We start from the raw sequence: 21051 nt of genomic DNA, 5'->3' as shown, positions 1-21051 counted from the left end.
GATAGTAGTACACTAAACCCTCATGTTTTTCTTTTATTTAATATTTAAATTGATGAATCAAATCCTGTAATGTTTCAGCGTTTCTCGTTAGCTGTGACGCAGCATCATTAATATCATCCATTGATAATAGATTGGTTTCCGCAATCTGAGTAACGACTTTTGATTGCTCACGAGCATCTATGGCAATTTCGGCCATAATTTGTGTGGAAGCATTGGCTTGTTCAATTCTTGCATATAACTCCTCTGCAATTCCTGAAACCTCTTGAATCTTATTCGTTACAAGCGAAACTTTGGTTGTAATTTCTTCAAAGGCTTTACTTGTCGTGTGAACCACCTCGGCACTTGTTGTGGCTTCTTGCTTACTTTGCTGCATGTGCACACGGGCTTCCTTAGAAAGCTGTTGCATAGTATGGATTGTTTCTGTAATTTCTGCTGCAGAAGTTTTGGATTGTTCCGCAAGTTTACGAACCTCCTCTGCAACGACAGCAAAGCCTTTGCCATGTTCACCAGCGCGTGCTGCTTCAATGGATGCATTGAGTGCTAGTAAATTCGTTTGCTCAGCAATCGCATGAATGACTTCCACAATTTCATCAATTTTATTAGCATGTGTGTCAAGGGCTGCAATGGAATTAGCACTTTCTTGAACAGCCTCTGACATCCTGCGCATTTGAAGCTGCATATCTTGTGCCGCTTCTTCTCCATGTTTAGCTGTATCCCAAGCATCGGATGCATAGGAGGATACTTCACCATTTGTTTCCGTAACGAGCTGAATCCCTCCAGCAATATCTTGCATTGCTTCAGCATTCTCATGAGCACTATGCTTTTGTGTACTCGCACCACTCGCTAATTCTTGCATATTAGCTGTTAATTTTTCTGTCGTTGCCGTAGTTGATCCCGCAGTGGCAGACAATTCCAAAGAGGATGCGGATACCTGATTGGCCGTTTCATCTACTTGTTGCATCATACTTCGTAAGGTGGTAAGCATGGCATTAAAGGATTTTGCGACTTGGCCAATTTCATCTTGCGAGTTCACCACAATTTGCTGAGTTAAATCGCCTTTCCCAGCTGAAATTGTTTCTAGCTGGTGATTTAATTGTTTCAAAGGTTTGACAATACCTCGTACGAAGAGCATGCCCGCAAGCACAGCAATGATAGCAGAAATCACAGCTATAATGCCCGTTTTTAGCAACATTTTTTGAGCTACTACATCAATGTCAGAAGAAGGTACGCCAGCGAAAATCATGCCAATAATTTCTCCATTTTTAGTTTTTATGGGTTTATATTTTGTAAAGTAGGGTTTGCCCACAACTTCAGCTGTACCAGAATATATTTTCCCTGTTGTTAAAACTGTGTCCGCTACTTTTGGATCGACAGTTGTGCCAATAGCACGTTGACCGTCAATGACAATATTTGTGTTAATACGTGTTTCTCCAGAAAAAATCGTAATCGCAGCCTGTGATAATTCTCCTAATGTATCAATAAGTGCTGTTTCCTTTGCGATGTTGACGTTTCCTTTGTACAGTTCCCCGTTTTTTATTTGCCAATCACCTGGGTGTGTTTGATCAAGATTATGTATACTTACATCTAAAATTTGATTGAGCCTTGTTTGGTACTCATTTTCTAAAGTTTTTTTCATTTCGCTTGTATTCATGAGACCGATGGCAATTAGCACAAACCCAATGATAACTACAATTAATAAGCTCATTTTACTTTGCATTCCTAGCTTTTTCATTAAATGTCCCTCCACATTTTTAGCTACATCATAAAACATGCATGAAAAACCATTACCAATAACCTAAATATTGAAATTAATTGGTAAATAATTTCTATTTTATATTAGTATATAACTAGAATGTCTATTTGTATATTTATAAAATTTAATGATTAGTGAATTTTTTCCTTTCCAAATAATCTGACTAATGTTATGATACCTATAACTATTATGAACGGAGGTGAAAAGGAATGAATAAAAACGCTACGAAAACATGTGTAAAAGTGGATACAGCTATGTATTTTGCACGTGTGATTACTTTCGATTTTGCGAACAACGGGATAGGTCTGTCCATTTTTAAGCAAAATCAAATAACAAACGTAGCGAATTAACCATTCTTTTTCACACATTTATATGAGAAGAAGACTGCTTGTTAAGGAGCAGTCTTTTTTGTGTTCTAAAGATGTTTTCGCACGTTTCATTGGAGGAAAAAACGATGCAAATGAAAGCTGAACAACTACAAAAAATTATGGGTGGCAATATAGTATTCGAAAATTTACAGCTAGAGGTAAATAGTGGCGAGCATGTGGCGATTGTCGGTGTGAACGGCAGTGGTAAAACGACTCTCCTACAGCTACTTGCAGGTGTAGAAATACCTGAAAAGGGGCGAATTATTAAAAGTAAGGAAGCGACGATTGGCTATTTACATCAAATTCCCCACTATCCACAACATGCTGTGAAAGAAGTGCTGGAGGAGGCATTTTCGGATATTTATGCAATGAAAGCAAGAATGACAGCACTTGAGCAAGAAATGCAGTCAACGGTAACGGATAAAATATTATTGCAATACGGGCAAGTGCAGGAGCAGTTTATGTTGCTGGGGGGCTATGAAGTAGACACCCAGTTAGCCATGATCGCAAATGGACTAGGTATTACGGATATGCTAGAACAGCCATTTCACAGTTTAAGTGGCGGAGAAAAAACAAAGGTAATGCTTGGGCAAATTTTATTGAAAAAGCCTTCTATTTTGTTATTAGATGAACCAACGAACCATCTTGATATGCAGGCAATTGAGTGGCTTGAAAACTATGTACGAAACTTTGAGGGCATTGTCATTGTCGTCTCTCATGACCGGCATTTTATGAATCAAGTAGCGCAAAAGATTATCGAAATTGAGGATGGAGAGGCTTTTACGTATAACGGCGATTATGATGCTTTTATAGCACAAAAAGAAGCAAAGGTTGAACAACAGTTTGCAAATTATGAAGAGCAACAAAAGAAAATTAAAAAAATGCAAGAAACGATTAAACGTTTAAAGCAGTGGGCGAATGAAGCGAACCCGCCAAATGCGTCTATGCATAGACGTGCTAAGAGTATGGAAAAAGCACTGGCACGTATCGAGCGAGTAAAGAAGCCAATCACCAAAAAGAAAATGAATTTAGCGCTAACAATGGCTGAGCGTAGTGGCAAAGAGGTAGTGCTATTAGAAGGGGTTCATCATGGATATGATAAACCTTTATTGAAGGACAGCAACCTCGCTGTTTATTTTGGGGAAAGGTTGGCGATTGTTGGGAACAACGGTAGTGGAAAGTCAACGTTATTAAAAATGATGCTAGGGGAAATCGTTCCGAAGCGTGGAATCTGTTATGTTGGTAGCAATGTGAAATTTGGCTATCTCTCACAGCAATTTGAACATCAAAATCCTTCTATCCGATTAATTGATGCCTTTCGTGAAAATGTTGCAGTGTCAGAGGCTGAAGCCCGGCATATTCTCGCACGATTTTTATTCTATGGCTATGATGTCTTTAAAAAAGTGAAGGACTTAAGTGGTGGAGAAAAAATGCGTTTACGTTTGGCACAACTAATGCATGAGGATATTAATATACTAATCCTAGATGAACCGACCAACCATTTAGATATTGAAGCAAGAGAAGTTTTGGAAGAGACACTAGAATCCTTTGAAGGCACAATCATCGGTGTGTCCCATGACCGCTATTTCTTACAGAAAATTTTCGCGAAAACAGCATGGATAGATAATCAAACAATTCAGGTTTTTGAGGGAGATTATGAGTGGGCTAAACAAAAAAGACAGGAATTCACAAAGAAAACGATTGAAAAACAACCAGCAAATAAAACACAGCCACCTAAAAAAGAACTACTGATTGAACAACAAATTGAAAAATTAGAGATAAAACTACAACAACCATCGCTTGCTAAAGAACAACGGCAGAAGCTTGAAATACAATTAGAACATTTATATGAAAGATGGTTAGAGGGGGGCGCAGAGCATGTTTAATTTAGAACGCATTATGCAGCTAGATATAGAGTATGTGAAGAGTTTCAGTGAAGTGGAGATTTGTAAGGAGGGGGGTCTTATTTTACAATCAGTCTATTCCAACCTATTATGATGCAAATCATGCACAGATTTGGAGAAAGATTGAACAGCCAGATGCGTTTTTACAAGCTATCAAAGCGTTCTATCAATCAAAATCTCTGATTCCACGAATTTATTTGTATAATCTTGAAGAAAACCATTTATGTATAGAGGCATTAGAGAAGCATGGCTTTCAATATGAGCATTTTGTCAACGAAATTCAGTACTGGAACGGTGAATATGCGATACTTCCACCTAATCCTGCCATTCAAATTGAGCGTGTAACGGATGCAAATATGGAGGAAGCATTAGCAGTAGAAATGAGCATTGCTGCATTTGGAGAGCCTTCATTAATAAAAAAGGCATTTGAGCAAACCTATCATTCGTCACATTTTACGTATTATCTATTAAGGCTAGATGGGGTGGCGTGCTGCTCGGCAAATATTTTTGTGTCAGGAAATCAAGGAAGGATCGAAAGTGTTGCAACAACTGAAAACTATCGTGGTCGAGGTTTAATCGGTTATATGCTGCAACATATCCAACAGCAGTCAGTGAAACAGGCATTAGAGGATCTTTGGATATTACCGATTAGTGAACAGGTTGCCAACGTCTATGACAAGGCAAATTTTAATCGGTGGGCTCCATTGCATCAATTCATGCGTTTACTGAAGGGAAGAGCATTCAAGACATTCGCCAACAGGCTTAAATAGATACACATAAAGATTGCCAAATTCCTGTAGTGCTTACAAGGAATTTGGCATTTTTATTTAGAACTGTACTTGCCAATTTTGATTACAAGTTACTTTGATGAAGGGATGCTTTAAAATATAATCAGCCATTATTTCGGTCATATCAATTTGTATTTCTTTTACAATGGGGCAATTTCTTAAAAAGTCAAAATTCCCTGCTCCTGTAGCACGATAGCTGCTCATTACGACATCAAATTCCGCATCCATTTGGATAGCCTTGCCATTGTACAAAAGTTTTGTCACACGTTCACCAATCGGTTTGGATATGTCAAAGATGTATTCGATACCCTCCCACATATCATAATTATAGGGCTGTGCCTTAGGATAAAGAAATGGCTCTGCCACTTTTAATTGTCCTGCCTCGACCGTAAAATAACTAGCAGATTGTTCAAGGGCCAGCAAGATGTCCTGTCCGGTTAATCGAAGTACCTTTAATGTATTGGCATAGATGTAGTTTGTAACAATATCACGCATGGTGACAGCTTGCTTTAAGCCACCTCGTTCATCATGGAAAAGAGCCGTACAAGAAATAGAAGTTCCGGATGTCGCCATTTGAATGCGATTGATAAACTCTATATAAGGATGCTCTTGAATGCGTGCTAGAAACGGATCTTCGATTTGTAAATCTCCTTGGATCACACCAATCGTTTCATCTAACCAGGCTTCGGTTTTTTCAAATATAGGAGAGATAAGCTGACAAACAGCTGCATTAGGTATTGTATTTTCAGCGCTATAAATAAGAGATGGTGTATGAGAAATCGTTTGGATCGTATGCTGGTCATCCATCTCGATTTCGAGTTTAATGCTACCGAGACAAACTCCTTTAGTACCAGGTTGAACAACGGATTTTCCCATAACAGTTGTGCAAATCTCACGATGTTGATGACCAGAAATAATAATGTCGACTTCATCAATTTCTGCGCACATGCGATACCCTTGATTTTCACCATCCTCTGCTTCAAGCAATTCTCCCGTTTCAAGATTTCGCTCAAATCCCCCGTGATAGCAAAGAATGAGAATATCAATTTGTTCATTAGCACGAATCCATTTTGCCCAGTAGCTAGCACTCGAAAAGGCATCCTCAAAGTGAAGACCTTGGATATGGAGCGGTTCTTCCCATTTTGTTACAAAATGCGTGGTCACACCTAAAATAGCCAATCGAACACCATCTACTTCTTTTAGTATATAAGGCTTCGTAAATGGCTTGCCATCCTCTGTCACGATATTTGCTCCTAGCCATGGAAAATTGGATTGGCTCCTAATAGATTGTAACGTCTCTTGACCATAATTAAATTCGTGATTGCCGAATACCATGGCATCATATTGAAGCTCATTGGCAACTTGAATCAATGGATTCGGTTCTTGTGTTTGGAATTTCTGGTGATAAAAAGTCATGGGACTTCCCTGAATAAAGTCACCATTATCAATTAAGAGGGTAGGCATTTCAAGCCGTTTTTCCTCGATGATGGTTGCTAGCTTTGCTAAGCCAATTGCTTCATTATGATTGTTTCGGAAAGTAGTTGGCATAATATAGCCGTGAATATCGCTAGTTGCCAGTATTTGTATGGTTTTTATCGTCATAACTGATCCTCCGATTAGTAGTATATCCACAGTATATAAAGTAATAGCCAGGAAAGTAGCGTATTTACAATATCAAAATACTATTTTACGAATTAGATACATAGATTTACTCTCTTTTAACACTAGGAAAATATTAACTGTATATACTGAGGAAGCATTTCAAAAATGGGGAGGATAACACTTTGAAGAAATTACTACTTTTGACGTTAATGTGCATGCTTTCTGTGTTCTTGATGGCATGTGGAAATGAAGTTACTAGTACATCAAGTGCTGATAAAACTGTAGAGACGTCTACTGAGGCAAGTGGCAATGAATCAGTAGACAAATTAACGATTGGCTTTGTGCCTTCACGTAATCCAGATGAAATTATTACAGCAACAGAACCTTTAAAGTGGTTGCTGAAGGACGAGCTCGCAAAATTAGGCTTTGATGTAGGTGAGATCGATATTACAGTAGGAACAAATTTTGAAGCAGTGGGTGAAGCCTTATCTGCAGGTACGACCGATATTGGCTTAATTCCTGGGGGAACTTATGTGCTCTATGATGATGGTGCAGAAGTCATTTTAACAGCTACACGTGCAGGCTTAAATAATGACTCTGATCATCCAATTGATTGGAATAAAAACAAGCCAACTGCTCCGACAACAACACAGGCCACTTCTTATAGAGCCATTTTGGTGGCAGGGCCATCTGAAAAAGGGAAAGCATTAGCAGCGAAAGTCAATAACGGTGAAAAATTAACGTTTGAAGATTTAAATGATGCTACTTGGAACGTCATGTCCTCTTCTTCACCAGCGGGCTATATTTATCCAACATTATGGTTACATGAGAATTTTGATAAAACAATTCCTGATTTAACGAAGGTTGTTCAGGCGGATTCTTATGGGAGTGCCTTTGCCCGTTTAGCAGCAGGTCAAACGGATGTTTTGGTCACATATGCAGATGCACGTCGCGATTATGAAGAAAGCTGGCAAGGCGAATTTGCCCGCTCTGCTTCCATTTGGGAGGAGACAGATTTGATTGGTGTTATGCCCGCTATTTATAATGACACGATTAGTGTGAGTAAAAACTCAAAGGTTATGACAGCAGAGTTGAAAGAGGCAGTTCAACAGGCATTCATAAATATTGGCAACACTGACAAAGGGAAAGAAGTGATTGCTATATATAGCCATGAAGGCTATCAGGCTGCAAAGGATAGTGACTATGACAATGAGCGTAAAGCACAGAAATTAGTGCAAAATCTAGGTTCGAACTAAAGTCAGTCTTGAAGGTGAAGAATCTGTGGCTTGCGGTTATCCCGCAGAAAGCAGATTCTTCTTTCATTCATTCATTCGGTGAGATTCTTTTTTAGAAATGGAGCGGTACAATGATTGAGTTTAAGGAAGTAGAAAAACGTTATCCAAATGGTTATCTTGCCTTACAGCAAATTAATCTTCAAATTGAGCAAGGTGAATTTGTGGCTATCATCGGTTTATCGGGTGCAGGAAAATCAACACTGTTGCGCTGTATTAATAAAATGCATGATATTACGGGGGGAACATTGCATGTTAATGATGTGAATGTGCACCGACTCAAGGGCAAGGGTATTCGCCATCTACGCCGTAATATTGGCATGATTTTTCAATCTTTTAACCTTGTTACTCGTGTATCAGTTTTGCAAAATGTGTTGGTTTCCTTTGTACCGACTATGCCTGCCTGGCGAAAAATTTTAGGCATTTTTACGAAAGAGGAAAAGCGTAAAGCATTAATGGCACTTGATCAGGTTGGCATTTTAGATAAGGCCTATGTACGTGTCGATCAGTTATCGGGTGGACAGCAACAGCGTGTTGCCTTAGCTCGTACGCTTGCTCAAAATCCTCAAATCATTTTAGCTGACGAGCCTGTTGCATCGTTAGACCCTGTAACAGCAAAGCAAGTTATGGAGGACTTTAAACGGATTAACCAAGAGCTAAGCATGACCATTTTGATTAACATTCATCATGTTGATTTGGCATTAGCTTACGCAACACGTGTTATTGGTGTACGTGGTGGTGAAATTGTCTTTGATGGACAAGCCGATGAAATCAACGAGGAAACGCTTGCGTTCATCTATCACAATACGAATCAGGAAAGAGGCGTAACGAACCATGCGATGGAAGCTGCTATCACCGAAAAAAATAGTATTGCCTAATGGCAAAGAAGTGCTGGAAAAACGGTCATTCAAGCCAATCGTGTGGCTTATTCTATTCGTATTAACTGTGCTTGCCATTCGTATTACAGGCTTTAGCTTAGAAATTTTAGTGAACCGAATTCAACAATTTTTTGTCATCCTACAACAGATGATTCCACCGAATTGGGCCTACTTATCAAAGCTATGGCAGCCGCTCTTCGATACGATTAAAATGTCGTTATTTGGCTCTATAGCGGGGGCTATATGTGCCTTACCAATAGCCGTTCTTTCAGCGACCAATATAACCAAGCATAGAGGAATTGCGCTGGTAAGTAAGTTTATTTTAAGCCTACTTCGAACATTACCGACACTTATTATTGCACTTATTGCGACATTTATTTTTGGGCTTGGAACGATGGCTGGCACAGTAGCCATTTTCCTATTTACCATTGCATATGTTGGAAAGCTATTATATGAGCAAATAGAAAACGCTAATATGGAAGCCTACGAGGCCATGCAGTCGATGGGGCTAACGACCATTCAATCCTTTCATTTTGCCATCCTGCCACAAATCCTTCCTAACTACTTGTCGACATCATTGTTTTGCTTTGAAGGGAATGTTCGTTATGCGTCTATTTTAGGGTACGTCGGTGCAGGGGGAATCGGCCTGCTGCTCAATGAAAGTTTAGGCTGGAGAAGCTACGAGAATGTGGGCATGATTCTTTTAATGCTTGTTGGTACTGTTTTTATCATTGAAACAACGAGCGAATATTTCCGTAAAAAATTAATGTAGAGGTGATGTTATGAATGCAATCGGAAAACAATTACAGTTACAACCAAATCGACGCATGTCATACATCATGATAATTGTGATCGTTTGTCTTTTATTTATTTGGTCTATAACAACGATTCATTTTGAGAATATATCAGTAAATGGGATAAAAATCGCTAAAAATATATTTGTAGGATTGCTGAATCCCGATTGGTCATTATTAGTCAATACGACAACAGCAGGTGTACCTTATTTATTAATCGAAACGATGGCCATAGCATTTCTTGGAACCATTGTCGGCGCATTGCTAGCCATCCCTTTAGCCTTTTTGTCGGCTTCTAACATTGTGCCAAAGCCTATTGCTTTTGTTGTCCGTTTACTGTTAATAATCATTCGTACGATTCCTGCCATTGTCTATGGTCTTATGTTCATCAGAGTAACAGGCCCTGGTCCATTTGCTGGTGTACTGACGATGTCATTAACTTCTATCGGAATGCTGTCAAAGCTCTATGTTGATGTTATTGAGGACTTAGATAAAAGTATTCTAGAGTCAATGGAGGCGATTGGTTGTACGTTGCTGGAAAAAATACGTTACGGTATTTGGCCACAGCTAACAGCATTATTTTTATCCATTGTGATCTATCGTTTTGATATGAATTTACGAGATGCAACCGTACTCGGCTTAGTTGGAGCAGGTGGAATCGGTGCGCCATTAATTTTTGCGATGAACGCATATAAATGGTCTGAGGTAGGGTCCATTTTATTGGGACTTGTCCTGCTTATTTTACTCGTGGAGTATGTTTCGAATCGCATACGTACGAAGCTTGTCAAAGGGTAAGTATGAATTGATGAAAACTAGTAAAATCCTGAATAGTATCGACTATTCAGGGTTTTTCATTTATTGTTAAAAAGAAGGATTTTCAATTATTAAAAGTTTTTTACTTGAAAAAATGTCGTATTCGATTTATTGTCTTTAGAGATACTTGTTTAATGGACTTGGAGGATATAAAATGCACGGAATTTATATACGCTATAATGTCTCAGAAGAAACCCAAGCAGCACAATGGCCCAAAAAAATGGATGCATTTGCGTATGTTCAACGAGGAAAACCACAACAAGACAATGTTAGCTTGCTGTCAAAAGAAGAGCTGAAAAACCATGCCATTCGCTATATTAAAAGCTTAAAAGACAATGCAAGTGTACATTTAGTAGAGCAACGCAACGGCGAAATTGAACATTTTGATCGACGTTATATGGAATCATTAAAGTTAAAAGAAAGCATCGATTCACAACTTATTAATCTAGAAGAAATTCGTTTATTATTACAATTAATGAATGTCTTGAATTTATCGCATGCATTTGGAGAAAATGCTGGAAAGCTATTGCGTCAAATTACCCCTTATGCAAAAGATGTGGAGCATCCAACATTCCAAACAACACGTGTTGAGCGCCATTTCTATTCGGAATTAATTGAACAAATTGAAATGGTCTATGCCCGAATTATGCGTCAACACAACCCATCAACGACTGAAATGCAGCAATCAGAAAAGCTCTGGACAACAGTCTGTGAGCAAGCAATAGAAAAGGTAGAAGCCCGCATTGAACGTTTATCTTCTATCAAATTAAAGCATGAGAAAAATTTACTAGAGTTTAATCACTTAAAACAGCAAAATATCGAGGCGAAGGAACGCTTAGATCTAGCTGTGAATGAACTGGATGAAATTTTAAATGTCCTAGAATCATAAGAAAGCATGTCTACCGATTGGAGTGCCAGTCGATAGACATGCTTTTTATGTTGTAGACGGATAGAAACGCCAAAGTGACGGATAGAACCTTTGATATGAAGGATAGAAATGAGAAAATGATGGATTAAGCCATAGAAGTGACGGATAGCACCACTCTTGCTTTACTTTTCCTCATTTTGATCGCGTTTGGTTTGGCGTGAAATACGCAGTAAATCAAGTACAAGCAATACGACAATGATATAGAAAAGAGGGCTAGTAAACGATAAACCGATTTGCGACTGGCCACCAAGCAATGTTAAAACAATCCATAAACCAACTGTATACAGCGTCAAACCAATATAGGCTTTTTTGGACAATTTTTTATATCTACCTTTATCGATAGCTAGCTGTATGATAACTAACACGACTAATAGAAGAAGAATGATTTTTTTAGTTAAGACTGCTGCAATCGTTGTGTCAGGGAAAAAATCATTCACGAATAATAATGTGAAAAATACTAGAATTAAAAAATTTAAGATCGTTGAAAGTTTCATGCCATATCTCCTTAGTTGCCAAAATTCTTTTCTATTGTAACATGGTTCAGTTAGAGAGAAATGAAATTATGATATATTGAAGCGAAAATTATGTATGGGGTAGGAAATATTAATTTTTATTGAAAGAATCATGATATCTTTTTAGCATTGTCGCAAATTGCTCACGTGTTAAGAAATTTTGAGGATGAGTGCCATCTGTAATACCTTTATTTCTTAACCACTCCCACGCAGCATTATGCATGTTTGAGGCTTTTCGAGCAGGGACAATAGCTTGCTTTGTTTTTAAAGCCTCCTCAAGCTCTTTTATTTTACTGAGTAATTCTGTATATTGTGACATTGTTAGTTCTCCTTTATTAGCTAAGATAGTATTTTGGACAACTTTAAGAGCTCTTAAAAAATTGTCCATGCAGGCGATTCTTTTTACTGCCCTAAATTTAAAGAAACTGGTGGCTTGCTCCATTTTTGTTTGAAAAATGCGAAAAATTTCGAAACTTTTCCAGGGGTATATCCGTATAGTAGGTAATATGATGAAAGGGGTGAGCAACTTGACGCTATTTGGCTATTCACTCGAACAGATCTTTTTGGTTGTTTTGATTTTTGCTGGTCTTGCCACAATACTCGTTATGTTTTTTGGTGATGCTGTCGAAGGTATTGGTGAAGGACTGCCCATTTTTAATCCGAGTGTCATTCTATCTTTCATTACGTTGATGTCAGCAGCAGGATTTATTTTAGAAAAACTAGCCTGGTTCTCTAGCGTTTGGAACATTATTGCTGCATGTATCATCGGCGTTATTTTAAGTACTTTGTTTTATTTATTCGTCCTTGTTCCGCTGCGATCAGCTGATGTTTCATTGGCTTATACGGAGGAATCACTAGGGGGGCAATTGGGAAAAGTCATTGTACCAATTCCTGTAAATGGTTTTGGTGAGGTTGTTATCGAAACGACAAGTGGTATGATTTCGAAACGGGCAACAGGCTATGATAATGAAGCCATTGACTATGATGAGACCGTGCTTGTTGTAGATGTGAAGGATGGTACACTTTTTGTCAGAACGTATGAGAAAAAATTTGTATAAAGGAGAGATCTATCTATGTCAACCGATATTTTAATTGTTTTAGGAATTGTAGCATTTGTATTAATCGCCCTAGTCGGCTTATATGTGACAAAGTATCGTACGGCGGGTCCTGATGAAGCACTGATTGTGACAGGTAGCTATCTCGGCTCAAAAAATGTACATAAAGATGAGTCGGGGAATCGCATTAAAATAATTCGTGGGGGCGGTACATTTGTATTCCCTATTTTCCAGCAAGCACAGCCATTAAGTTTACTATCTAGTAAATTAGAGGTAACAACGCCTGAAGTTTATACAGAACAAGGTGTACCTGTTATGGCTGATGGTACAGCCATTATTAAAATTGGCGGCTCTATTTCTGAAATTGCAACAGCAGCAGAGCAGTTTTTAGGAAAGCAAAAAACGGAGCGTGAAGCGGAAGCACGCGAAGTTTTAGAAGGCCATTTACGTTCGATTTTAGGCTCCATGACGGTGGAGGAGATTTACAAAAACCGTGATAAATTCTCACAGGAAGTTCAACGTGTTGCTTCTCAGGATTTAGCTAAGATGGGTCTTGTGATCGTATCCTTCACGATCAAAGATGTACGAGATAAAAATGGCTACTTAGATTCACTTGGTAAACCAAGAATTGCACAGGTAAAACGAGATGCAGATATTGCGACGGCAGATGCAGAGAAAGAAACGCGTATCAAACGTGCAGAAGCCTCTAAGGAAGCACAAAAGGCAGAGCTAGAACGTGCGACAGAAATTGCGGAAGCGGAAAAGGAAAATCAATTAAAGGTAGCTGAGTTCCGTCGTGAGCAGGATATTGCAAAAGCCCGTGCTGACCAAGCCTATGAGCTTGAAACAGCTCGTGCTAAGCAGGAAGTGACTGAGCAAGAAATGCAAATTCGCATTATTGAGCGTCAAAAGCAAATTGAATTAGAAGAAAAAGAGATTTTACGTCGTGAGAAGCAATATGACTCTGAAGTGAAGAAAAAGGCTGATGCGGATCGTTATGCAGTGGAACAAAATGCCGCTGCCGAAAAAATGCGAGAGCTAGCGCAGGCAGATGCGGAAAAATATCGTATTGAATCGTTAGCGAAAGCAGAGGCGGAGAAAATTCGTTTGGATGGTCTTGCCAAAGCAGATGCCGAAAGAGCGCAAGGTGAGACAGAAGCAGATATTATTCGCCTACGAGGTCTTGCAGAAGCTGAGGCTAAACGTAAAATTGCCGAAGCCTTTGAATACTATGGTCAAGCAGCTGTGCTGGATATGGTAGTGCGTATGATGCCAGAATATGCAAAAGAGCTTGCGAGTCCTCTTGGTAATATCGATAAAATTACAGTGGTCGATACTGGTGGTGGCGAAGGCAGTGGAGCAAATAAGGTTACGTCTTATGCAACTAATTTAATGTCTACACTACAAGAAACATTAAAAGAAACTTCTGGTATCGATGTGAAGGAACTGATCGAAAGCTATGCTGGTAAGCACACTTTGCGTCCAGAATTAGAGCAAATTGCCCTAGGTTTAGAAAAAAAGCAAGCACCTGTTGAAGCAGTAGAAACAAAAGAAACTGTAGAACAATCCTAATAAAAATATATTTACCCAAAGAAAAATGGCATTTCCAATTGTGATAGGTTCCCTATTAGGTAGACAGATTAAAAAATAAAATCTGTTTATCTAATGGGGATTTTTTTATGACAAAATATTCTTTCACTGAAGAAACAGTTAGCCATTATATCATTCTAGCAGGAGGAGCATTACACATTAAATGAAGTAGCAAAAAATTTAGATGTACACCAAGATACAAAAAAGATTGGCAAAATAATGATCTTTATTTTGAAGAAGGGGTCTGAGCAATTAAACCAATAGAAACCTACTCTAAAGAAATAACATTGAGACAAATATTTCGTTTTACAACAATGAATGCTACCAAGAAAATTTAATAGAATTTAAGGATCAACACTCATAAAGAATTTTTTATTTTCACTGTCTACTTGACTGGGAGCACCACACCCACATTTTTATGCAAAAAAGCCCAATCCTTTCAAATTGCGCTAATTACGTTTCATATTTAGTTTTACATAGTTGTCACATTATTTTTTTCTGAGGAAACCCGTAATTTTTTTGCCAGTTCGAGATGATTTTCAGCTTTGCCAACTGCTTTTGTTTCGTTTCGGCACTGGTTTTCAAATAACGTCTTGTGGTGTCAATGCTTTTATGTCCTAAAATATCCGCTAAATCCGACAGTGGATTGCCACAGTCTAAAAAGCTTCGGGCGAAGTAGTGCCGCAGATTGTGGGGGAAAACCATTGCTGGATCAACTCCGCATTGCTCTGCTACTTCTTTCATTGCACGTGCAATATAGGAACGGCTTATAGGGCTGCCTTTACTGCCCGTAAAAACAATACCGCTTTTCACATTTTTTTCCTTGCAATATAAGGATAAATGACCTTGTAAATCCTTATGTATGACAATCGTGCGTACAGTTCCTTTATTGTTAATAAGAACCTTACCGCTCTTGATAGCCTCAACGGTGATAAACTGCAGTTCCCCTATGCGTATTCCTGTGTAGGCAAGCGTTAGCATAATCATCGCAGTTTTCGTCTTTTTATTCGTGAAGGCGCTTTCAATCAACTTGTCAAATTCCTTTTGGGTAAGCTCATGTTGAGCGGTGGTCTGTTCTTGAATTCTCAGAGCCTTCAGGGTGAAATCATCCATCTCCATAAATTTTAAAAATTTATTGACCGCCGCAATGCTGCGGTTGACGCTTGAAGGTTTCAGCCTTATTTCCATTGATTTTTTATACTCTATTAAATATTCCTTTTGCAGTTTCCCATCTTTTCCCTCTAAAAAATCAATCAATTTCAAAATATCTTTTTGATAGCTTCTGATACTATTTTTTGCGTATTCATTGTATGTTAAATGTTTAATGAATTTAGGCAAACCACCCTTTAGCTTGTTTAATAACATAAAAATAATATACTCCTTTTTGACTTTGACAAGAGTATATCAGCAAGTATTACAATTTACAACATAGTTGCGATAAATATAATTATCGCAACTACTAGTTTTATAATAAACTATAATGGGCATAGTAAACCCTACAATTATTTCATTATTTGAACAAATCGACAAAAAAATTTCAAAGCTTGCAAAGCTCCTTTTTAGAAGGGTTTTGCAAGCTTTTTGAGTTGCGATAATTATATTTATCGCAACTCAAATAAAAAGATATGTAGGCAAAGGAACTGGTGCGGCTGGGGGGAGAAGCATATTAACACATACTTATGCGATCTTTTTGTTAACAGAATACATCACAAAAGTAATACTAATCCAAATTTAAAGTTGTTCAGAAGGAAGTTAGTAACAAATTGGAGGTAATGAAAAATGAATTATTTTAAAAGAATAACGGATGCTGTAGAAGGAATAGGCAATAAACGGATGGTTTCACTGCTGTTATTTCTGACAATGTTTTTTTCACTCATGCCACAGTTTATGTTGTCGGCAAATGCGGATAGCGAAGTTACCCTGTTTGTATCACCCAGTACAGTTTCCAACGATACTGCTCCTAGAGCGGATGGCGCAACCTATGCCACGCTGCAGGGAGCGATAAATGCAGCCCAGAACAATGATACGATTGCTGTAACAGAAGATATAACGATGTCAACGACAATTTCAATTATGAAAGATATTACGCTAATAGCTAGTGGAGGAAATTACAAAATTACATTGGGTATTAATGCTAGTTTTTGGGTCCAGAATGGCTTTGATTTGACTTTGGGTGGAGGCTCGGATACTGAAGTACTTACGCTTACGGGTTCTCAGAGAACACTTATATCTGTTGCAAATGGCAATATTGTAGTAAACAACGGAGCAAAGCTTTTAGCAACTGGCACTGGGAATATGGTACTGGATTTATACGATCCGAAGGCGTCCGGAAAAATAACTGGCGGACATTTGGAATCTTCCGGATCAATCGCCATTTCGATGACGAATGGTGCTACACTGGAGGAAATCAGTGGCGGAACTATCATTGGTAAAATGCACTCGTTATATATGTATGACGAAGGTACAAAAGTCAATCTAATTTCGGGTGGCACTTTCAAAAATTTGGCTGCTGCTCCAGATAGGTGGGCAAATGTTCAGGTGGACGGTAAGGCACAAATTGGTGAGATTTCCAACGGTGATTTTTTTGCGGAACATGAGATTTCCGCTCTTCGCCTGATTCGAGGTGGAAAAATTGGGGAAATCAGCGGTGGGAGATTTATTTGTGCGTATACTGGACTTACTACTAATAAAGAAGGAAGAGGAGTTGACATTGTAGCATTGGACTATCCGTCAGGTATCGATGAAATATCAGGCGGAACTTTCGACGGAGAGATAGGTGTTCTGCTGATCGAGGCCGGCGCTTATATTAACACGATAAGCGGAGGAACTTTTTCAGGTGGACAATCTGGCCTCCAAAATGATATTGGCGGTACTATTGGTACCATTAACAATGCCGTTATCACTTCAACGAACATTGGTCTTCTGAATGTTGGCACGATTAATGAAATCGGCAGTGGCACAGAAATCACTGGAGATTCTCTTGCCCTTTGGAACTATGCGTCGAATAATCCAAATGCTATTATCAAGCTCATCAGTGGGGGCAAATTTACCACCGTTAGCGCATCTGGGGAAGCTTTTCTAAACGAAACCACAGTAAACTTGATTTCAGGCGGCATTTTCACTGGTGGGTTCTATGCAATCAATTCAACTACATCAAGCAGCACTTCTCCTGCAAAAATCGGCACTATATCGGGAGGCGTTTTTTACGCCCAAACAACAGGTGGTGCAAGCCTTGTAGCTATCAAACTAGCCAATCTGTTAATTTTGGAGCCTGCTTTAATTACTAATAAGGGGGTAGCGCGTTTTTGGGGAAACGGAGGCAGTATTTTTAATGATGAATCCCTTGTAATCTACCCAGCAGGTTATCATATGAGTACTGCTACTGAAGCGGTAAGCAGTATTGCAGGTGTAGAATTTAAATATTTGACAAAGTCACTTTATACGGTAACCTTTAATTCCAACGGTGGTTCTGTAGTGGCAGAAAAAACGGATATACCCCTAGGTAGCCTTATAACCGAGCCAACGTTACCGACCAAAAGTGGCTATACATTCAGCGGTTGGTATAAAGAAGATTCCCTAACCAATGCATGGGACTTTGCTATAGATACTGTTACCGACAACATTACGTTATACGCAAAATGGATAAGTAAAGGTGGTAGTGGTAGTGGTAGCGGTAGCGGTAATGGCAGTGGCGATGGCAGTGGTACACCTACGGCAACATTACTAGTTCAAGGCATAGACAAGCAAACCGGGGAAATTATTTATAGTAAAAGTTCAAGTATTACAGTTGGCAGCACAGAAACTATAAACGCCCCGGCTATTGAGAGTTATCAATTGGATGCAGGCAGTAAAAGGACGGAAACGATAACGATCAAATCAGGTGAAAACAAGGTTGTATTCTACTATAACAAGAACACAGTCGCTATCCCTGAGCTTGAAACCGGTGAGCATATCAAGTATATCAATGGCTACCCTGACGGCAGCGTAAAGCCAGAAAGCTCAATCACAAGAGCGGAAGCAGCAGTAATATTTTTCAGACTGATAAAAGACGAAAATAAGAATACGGCTGTAAGTGGAAAGTTCAGCGATATCGGTGGCGGCACATGGTATGAACAGTCGGTCAATTACCTTGCAAGTCAAGGTATACTGAAAGGGTATGGGGATGGCACGTTCAAACCTAGACAGACAATCACAAGAGCGGAATTTGCAGCCATAGCCTCAAGATTTGATAACCTGTTAACAAGCGAAAACACTTCGTTCAATGATGTGCCAATCAATCATTGGGCGGCAGAGTATATTGACAGCGCGTATACTAAGGGTTGGATTAATGGCTATCCTGACGGCAGCTTTAGACCGGCAAGTTCAATCACCCGCGCGGAAGTTGTGAAAATTGTAAACACCATGTTAAACCGCAAAATCGAACTTAACGATATTCCATCGGACGCGCCGCAATACAAGGATTTAAATAAAACACATTGGGCATATTGCCACATCATAGAAGCGTCTACAGAGCATACCTACACACGTAAGGAAAACGGCTATGAGCTGTGGAAATAGTAAAGTAATTATTTTCTATTATTTTACTCTGCATGTTTCGATCTATGTGCCGAAAGAAAAAACAAAATCAGCGGAGGAGACCTTAAATTTGATATAATGATCGTTCTTCCGTTGAATTGTTAAAAGCATAGATAAATAAACTGGTGATAGGTATGCAACAAGAGTTCGATTAGGGGAAATTGATCTGGCTGATTCTCATATTCGAAAGTGAACTGCGCCGAATTGTTAGATCTACTCTAACAATTAGAGGTGCAGTTTTTCTATGGATAAATTTACTGCTGAGGAAAAATTAGGAGCCGTTTTACGCTATTTAAACGGCAAAGAAGGTTATAGAGAAATGGGGGAAATTATCATCTGCTGATAATACCCTATTGAATCGTTTCTTCTGCATTAAAATCTGAAACGTTCTATATAGACAATTGAAAGCGTACTATGACGGCAATCGTCAAACAAACTGTCAAAGACTATATAAATTTTGATAATGATATCCGAATACAAGCGACACTAAACAACCAGTCGCCGATTTAGTACCGACAACTGATTGGATAATGCTTTTTGATCCCTGTCTTATATTGGGGCAGTCTCAAATTGATTCATCAGGACGCTACTTTTATTTTTGTTGCTGCCATTCACTTACAAGCATGCCGTATACAACATGATCCACATAATGGTCATAGAGCCATTCTGCTGAGCGAATCGTACCTTCTTTTATTAGGCCAAGTCGTTCGGGTATTGCACGGCTTTTGTGATTGGTTTCAGCAACACGAATTTCCACTTTATGCAGCTGCAATGTTTCAAAGGCATATTGTAAGAGAGCTTTTACCGTTTTTGTCATAATGCCATGTCCCTGAGCACCTTCACTTAGCCAATAGCCGATCGTACCAATGTTATTATTCGGATTAATGGCATTAAAGCCAGCTATGCCGACGATTTCATGGTTAAAAAGAATAACGAGGGAGAGACTACTTTTTGATTCATGTCCTTTAATACAGCCCTCAATATAAGCTTTCGTGTCTGCCACTTCCTTCGTGTAATCCAACCATGGTAGCCATTCTTTTAGATACTCTCTAGAGGCATCTGTTAAGGCAAAAACCTTTTCTGCATCCTCCAAGGTGATTGTACGTAAAGATAGATCTTGGTCAATGGTTATTTGCATCTTGTGCACCTCCCAATTATTTTAATGCATCGTGCATAAAGCCCTTCATTTCGCGGCTTAGTACAGTCAGCTCTTCAATGATTTCGCTAAAATCCTGTACAAGCTGTGCTTGCTCATTCGTTGCATCATTGATTTGTCCCATATTTTGCTTTAAGTTTTCAAGATTTCTATTAATATTACGTAAGGAAGATTCTATATTTTCGGTAGCACTAGATGTCTCAAAGGACAATTTTCGAACTTCCTGTGCCACAATATTAAAGCCAGCACCATGCTGTCCAGCGCGAGCAGCCTCTATGGATGCATTTAAACCAAGTAAATTGGTTTGGCGGGAAATGCTTTTGATTAAATCCGTTACGGCATTGGTTTTTTCTGAATCTTCTAGGGCATGCTGTGCCTGCTTATTTATTTCCTCACTAGTAGCCGCTAATTCCTCTGAATGGGAAGCGATTGTGTGGACTTTATCTTGTAGGCTATTGACGATATTATCCATAGTACTCATATAATCTTCGAGTTTAAGCTCATTATCTATTGGTAGGCCAAATGCTAAGGCACCTACTACTTGACCATTTTCACGAATGGGGAATGAAAAAGCATTGATTGCTACGCCGTAAACATCCTTTGGTATAACCACATCTGCATTTTGTCCGTTAAAGGCAATGTAAACATTTTGGTCATTAGCATTTACTTTTTGTCCATCATGATAGCCTGAATCTACACGTTTCCCCGCTAAATACTTGATGACTGTTTCACTATCCTTTTCAATAACAGCTACAATGGCTTCTTGCTTTAATGCAAGGTGAATATAAGGTGCTGCAAGGGCTAAAGCTTCAATAATTTTCATAAAAATTCCTCCAAGTCTAGTCAATGAAAAATGGTTGTGTCATCTGTATTCATTGTGACAATGGTTCTAGATGATTACCTTTACTGTAGCATAATATTTGCCAAGTCAAAATAGTAAATTCCTTTTTATAAATAGCTTTTAAAAAGAGAGTTGGCGTGTTTTGAATGTCAATTAAAATTTGCTTTTTCCTGGTGAAAATGGTGATGAATTTGTCTATTAT

The 21051-nt window shown here is 38.8% G+C and carries 18 protein-coding genes; 11 read left to right on the top strand and 7 right to left on the bottom strand.

Going from position 1 to position 21051, the window contains the following annotated elements; translation table 11 throughout:
• Window positions 1–37 precede the first annotated feature (37 nt).
• On the bottom strand, window positions 38–1732 hold the full coding sequence (locus CRI88_RS01185; protein ID WP_170829850.1) for a methyl-accepting chemotaxis protein: 1695 nt from the start codon (window positions 1730–1732) through the stop codon (window positions 38–40).
• 230 nt (window positions 1733–1962) lie between these two features.
• On the opposite strand from CRI88_RS01185, the gene CRI88_RS22390 reads away from it, so the two are divergent.
• The 3 genes from CRI88_RS22390 (at window position 1963) to CRI88_RS01175 (ending at window position 4795) form a co-directional block, all read left to right on the top strand.
• The gene (locus tag CRI88_RS22390) at window positions 1963–2103 is read left to right on the top strand and encodes an RAxF-45 family protein (RefSeq protein ID WP_004232534.1); all 141 of its coding nucleotides are present in this window, start codon (window positions 1963–1965) and stop codon (window positions 2101–2103) included.
• Window positions 2104–2207: 104 nt separating this feature from the next.
• A complete protein-coding gene (gene abc-f / locus CRI88_RS01180) occupies window positions 2208–4007 on the top strand; it encodes a ribosomal protection-like ABC-F family protein (protein WP_089933294.1) in 1800 nt (599 codons plus the stop codon).
• A gap of 47 nt (window positions 4008–4054) precedes the next feature.
• Window positions 4055–4795, top strand: a complete 741-nt coding sequence (locus tag CRI88_RS01175) for a GNAT family N-acetyltransferase (RefSeq protein WP_257982858.1) — start codon at window positions 4055–4057, stop codon at window positions 4793–4795.
• A gap of 57 nt (window positions 4796–4852) precedes the next feature.
• On the opposite strand, the gene CRI88_RS01170 is transcribed toward CRI88_RS01175, so the two are convergent.
• A complete protein-coding gene (locus CRI88_RS01170; RefSeq protein WP_244504851.1) occupies window positions 4853–6415 on the bottom strand; it encodes a bifunctional metallophosphatase/5'-nucleotidase in 1563 nt (520 codons plus the stop codon).
• Between the two features lie 182 nt (window positions 6416–6597).
• Between CRI88_RS01170 and CRI88_RS01165 the strand changes: the two genes are divergently transcribed.
• The 5 genes from CRI88_RS01165 to CRI88_RS01145 all read left to right on the top strand — a co-directional run bounded on the left by CRI88_RS01165 (window position 6598) and on the right by CRI88_RS01145 (window position 11081).
• Entirely contained in the window at window positions 6598–7671 is a 1074-nt protein-coding gene (locus CRI88_RS01165; protein WP_244504853.1) for a phosphate/phosphite/phosphonate ABC transporter substrate-binding protein, read from the top strand.
• A 110-nt stretch (window positions 7672–7781) separates the two neighbouring features.
• Window positions 7782–8585 carry a phosphonate ABC transporter ATP-binding protein gene (gene phnC, locus CRI88_RS01160; RefSeq protein WP_058844280.1) on the top strand — a complete coding sequence of 268 codons (804 nt, stop codon included), beginning with the start codon at window positions 7782–7784 and terminating at the stop codon, window positions 8583–8585.
• A complete protein-coding gene (gene phnE / locus CRI88_RS01155; protein WP_058844281.1) occupies window positions 8542–9357 on the top strand; it encodes a phosphonate ABC transporter, permease protein PhnE in 816 nt (271 codons plus the stop codon). The genes phnC and phnE (CRI88_RS01155) overlap by 44 nt, the downstream gene beginning before the upstream one ends.
• Before the next feature lie 10 nt (window positions 9358–9367).
• Window positions 9368–10174 (top strand): phosphonate ABC transporter, permease protein PhnE, encoded by an 807-nt coding sequence (phnE, locus tag CRI88_RS01150; protein ID WP_101966341.1) that lies wholly within the window; start codon window positions 9368–9370, stop codon window positions 10172–10174.
• A 172-nt stretch (window positions 10175–10346) separates the two neighbouring features.
• Window positions 10347–11081: a hypothetical protein gene (locus CRI88_RS01145; protein WP_036126981.1), complete on the top strand. Its 735-nt coding sequence runs from the start codon at window positions 10347–10349 to the stop codon at window positions 11079–11081.
• Window positions 11082–11242: 161 nt separating this feature from the next.
• Here the strand turns inward: CRI88_RS01145 and CRI88_RS01140 are convergent, their stop codons facing one another.
• Entirely contained in the window at window positions 11243–11614 is a 372-nt protein-coding gene (locus CRI88_RS01140; protein ID WP_036126979.1) for a hypothetical protein, read from the bottom strand.
• Window positions 11615–11723: 109 nt separating this feature from the next.
• On the bottom strand, window positions 11724–12074 hold the full coding sequence (locus CRI88_RS22385) for a hypothetical protein (protein ID WP_170832562.1): 351 nt from the start codon (window positions 12072–12074) through the stop codon (window positions 11724–11726).
• A gap of 85 nt (window positions 12075–12159) precedes the next feature.
• On the opposite strand from CRI88_RS22385, the gene CRI88_RS01130 reads away from it, so the two are divergent.
• The gene (locus tag CRI88_RS01130) at window positions 12160–12690 is read left to right on the top strand and encodes an NfeD family membrane protein (RefSeq protein ID WP_082673732.1); all 531 of its coding nucleotides are present in this window, start codon (window positions 12160–12162) and stop codon (window positions 12688–12690) included.
• A gap of 15 nt (window positions 12691–12705) precedes the next feature.
• Complete coding sequence (locus CRI88_RS01125; protein ID WP_058844285.1) at window positions 12706–14259, top strand: flotillin family protein; 1554 nt, start codon at window positions 12706–12708, stop codon at window positions 14257–14259.
• Window positions 14260–14760: 501 nt separating this feature from the next.
• On the opposite strand, the gene CRI88_RS01120 is transcribed toward CRI88_RS01125, so the two are convergent.
• The gene (locus tag CRI88_RS01120) at window positions 14761–15642 is read right to left on the bottom strand and encodes a tyrosine-type recombinase/integrase (RefSeq protein WP_058844286.1); all 882 of its coding nucleotides are present in this window, start codon (window positions 15640–15642) and stop codon (window positions 14761–14763) included.
• A 414-nt stretch (window positions 15643–16056) separates the two neighbouring features.
• Here CRI88_RS01120 and CRI88_RS01115 point away from each other — a divergent pair, with 414 nt between their 5' ends.
• Entirely contained in the window at window positions 16057–18834 is a 2778-nt protein-coding gene (locus CRI88_RS01115) for an S-layer homology domain-containing protein (RefSeq protein WP_058844230.1), read from the top strand.
• 610 nt (window positions 18835–19444) lie between these two features.
• Here CRI88_RS01115 and CRI88_RS01110 read toward each other — a convergent pair.
• Together CRI88_RS01110 and CRI88_RS01105 are read right to left on the bottom strand one after the other, a co-directional pair.
• Window positions 19445–19990, bottom strand: a complete 546-nt coding sequence (locus CRI88_RS01110; RefSeq protein WP_058844231.1) for a GNAT family N-acetyltransferase — start codon at window positions 19988–19990, stop codon at window positions 19445–19447.
• Window positions 19991–20006: 16 nt separating this feature from the next.
• Window positions 20007–20831: a methyl-accepting chemotaxis protein gene (locus CRI88_RS01105; protein ID WP_036126881.1), complete on the bottom strand. Its 825-nt coding sequence runs from the start codon at window positions 20829–20831 to the stop codon at window positions 20007–20009.
• Between the last annotated feature and the right edge of the window lie 220 nt (window positions 20832–21051).

The sequence above is a fragment of the Lysinibacillus fusiformis genome (assembly GCF_002845985.1).
Taxonomy (GTDB): Bacteria; Bacillota; Bacilli; order Bacillales_A; family Planococcaceae; genus Lysinibacillus; species Lysinibacillus fusiformis_D.
The sequence above is the reverse complement of the archived record's forward strand: the minus strand, read 5'-3'. Positions and strand labels throughout refer to the sequence as shown.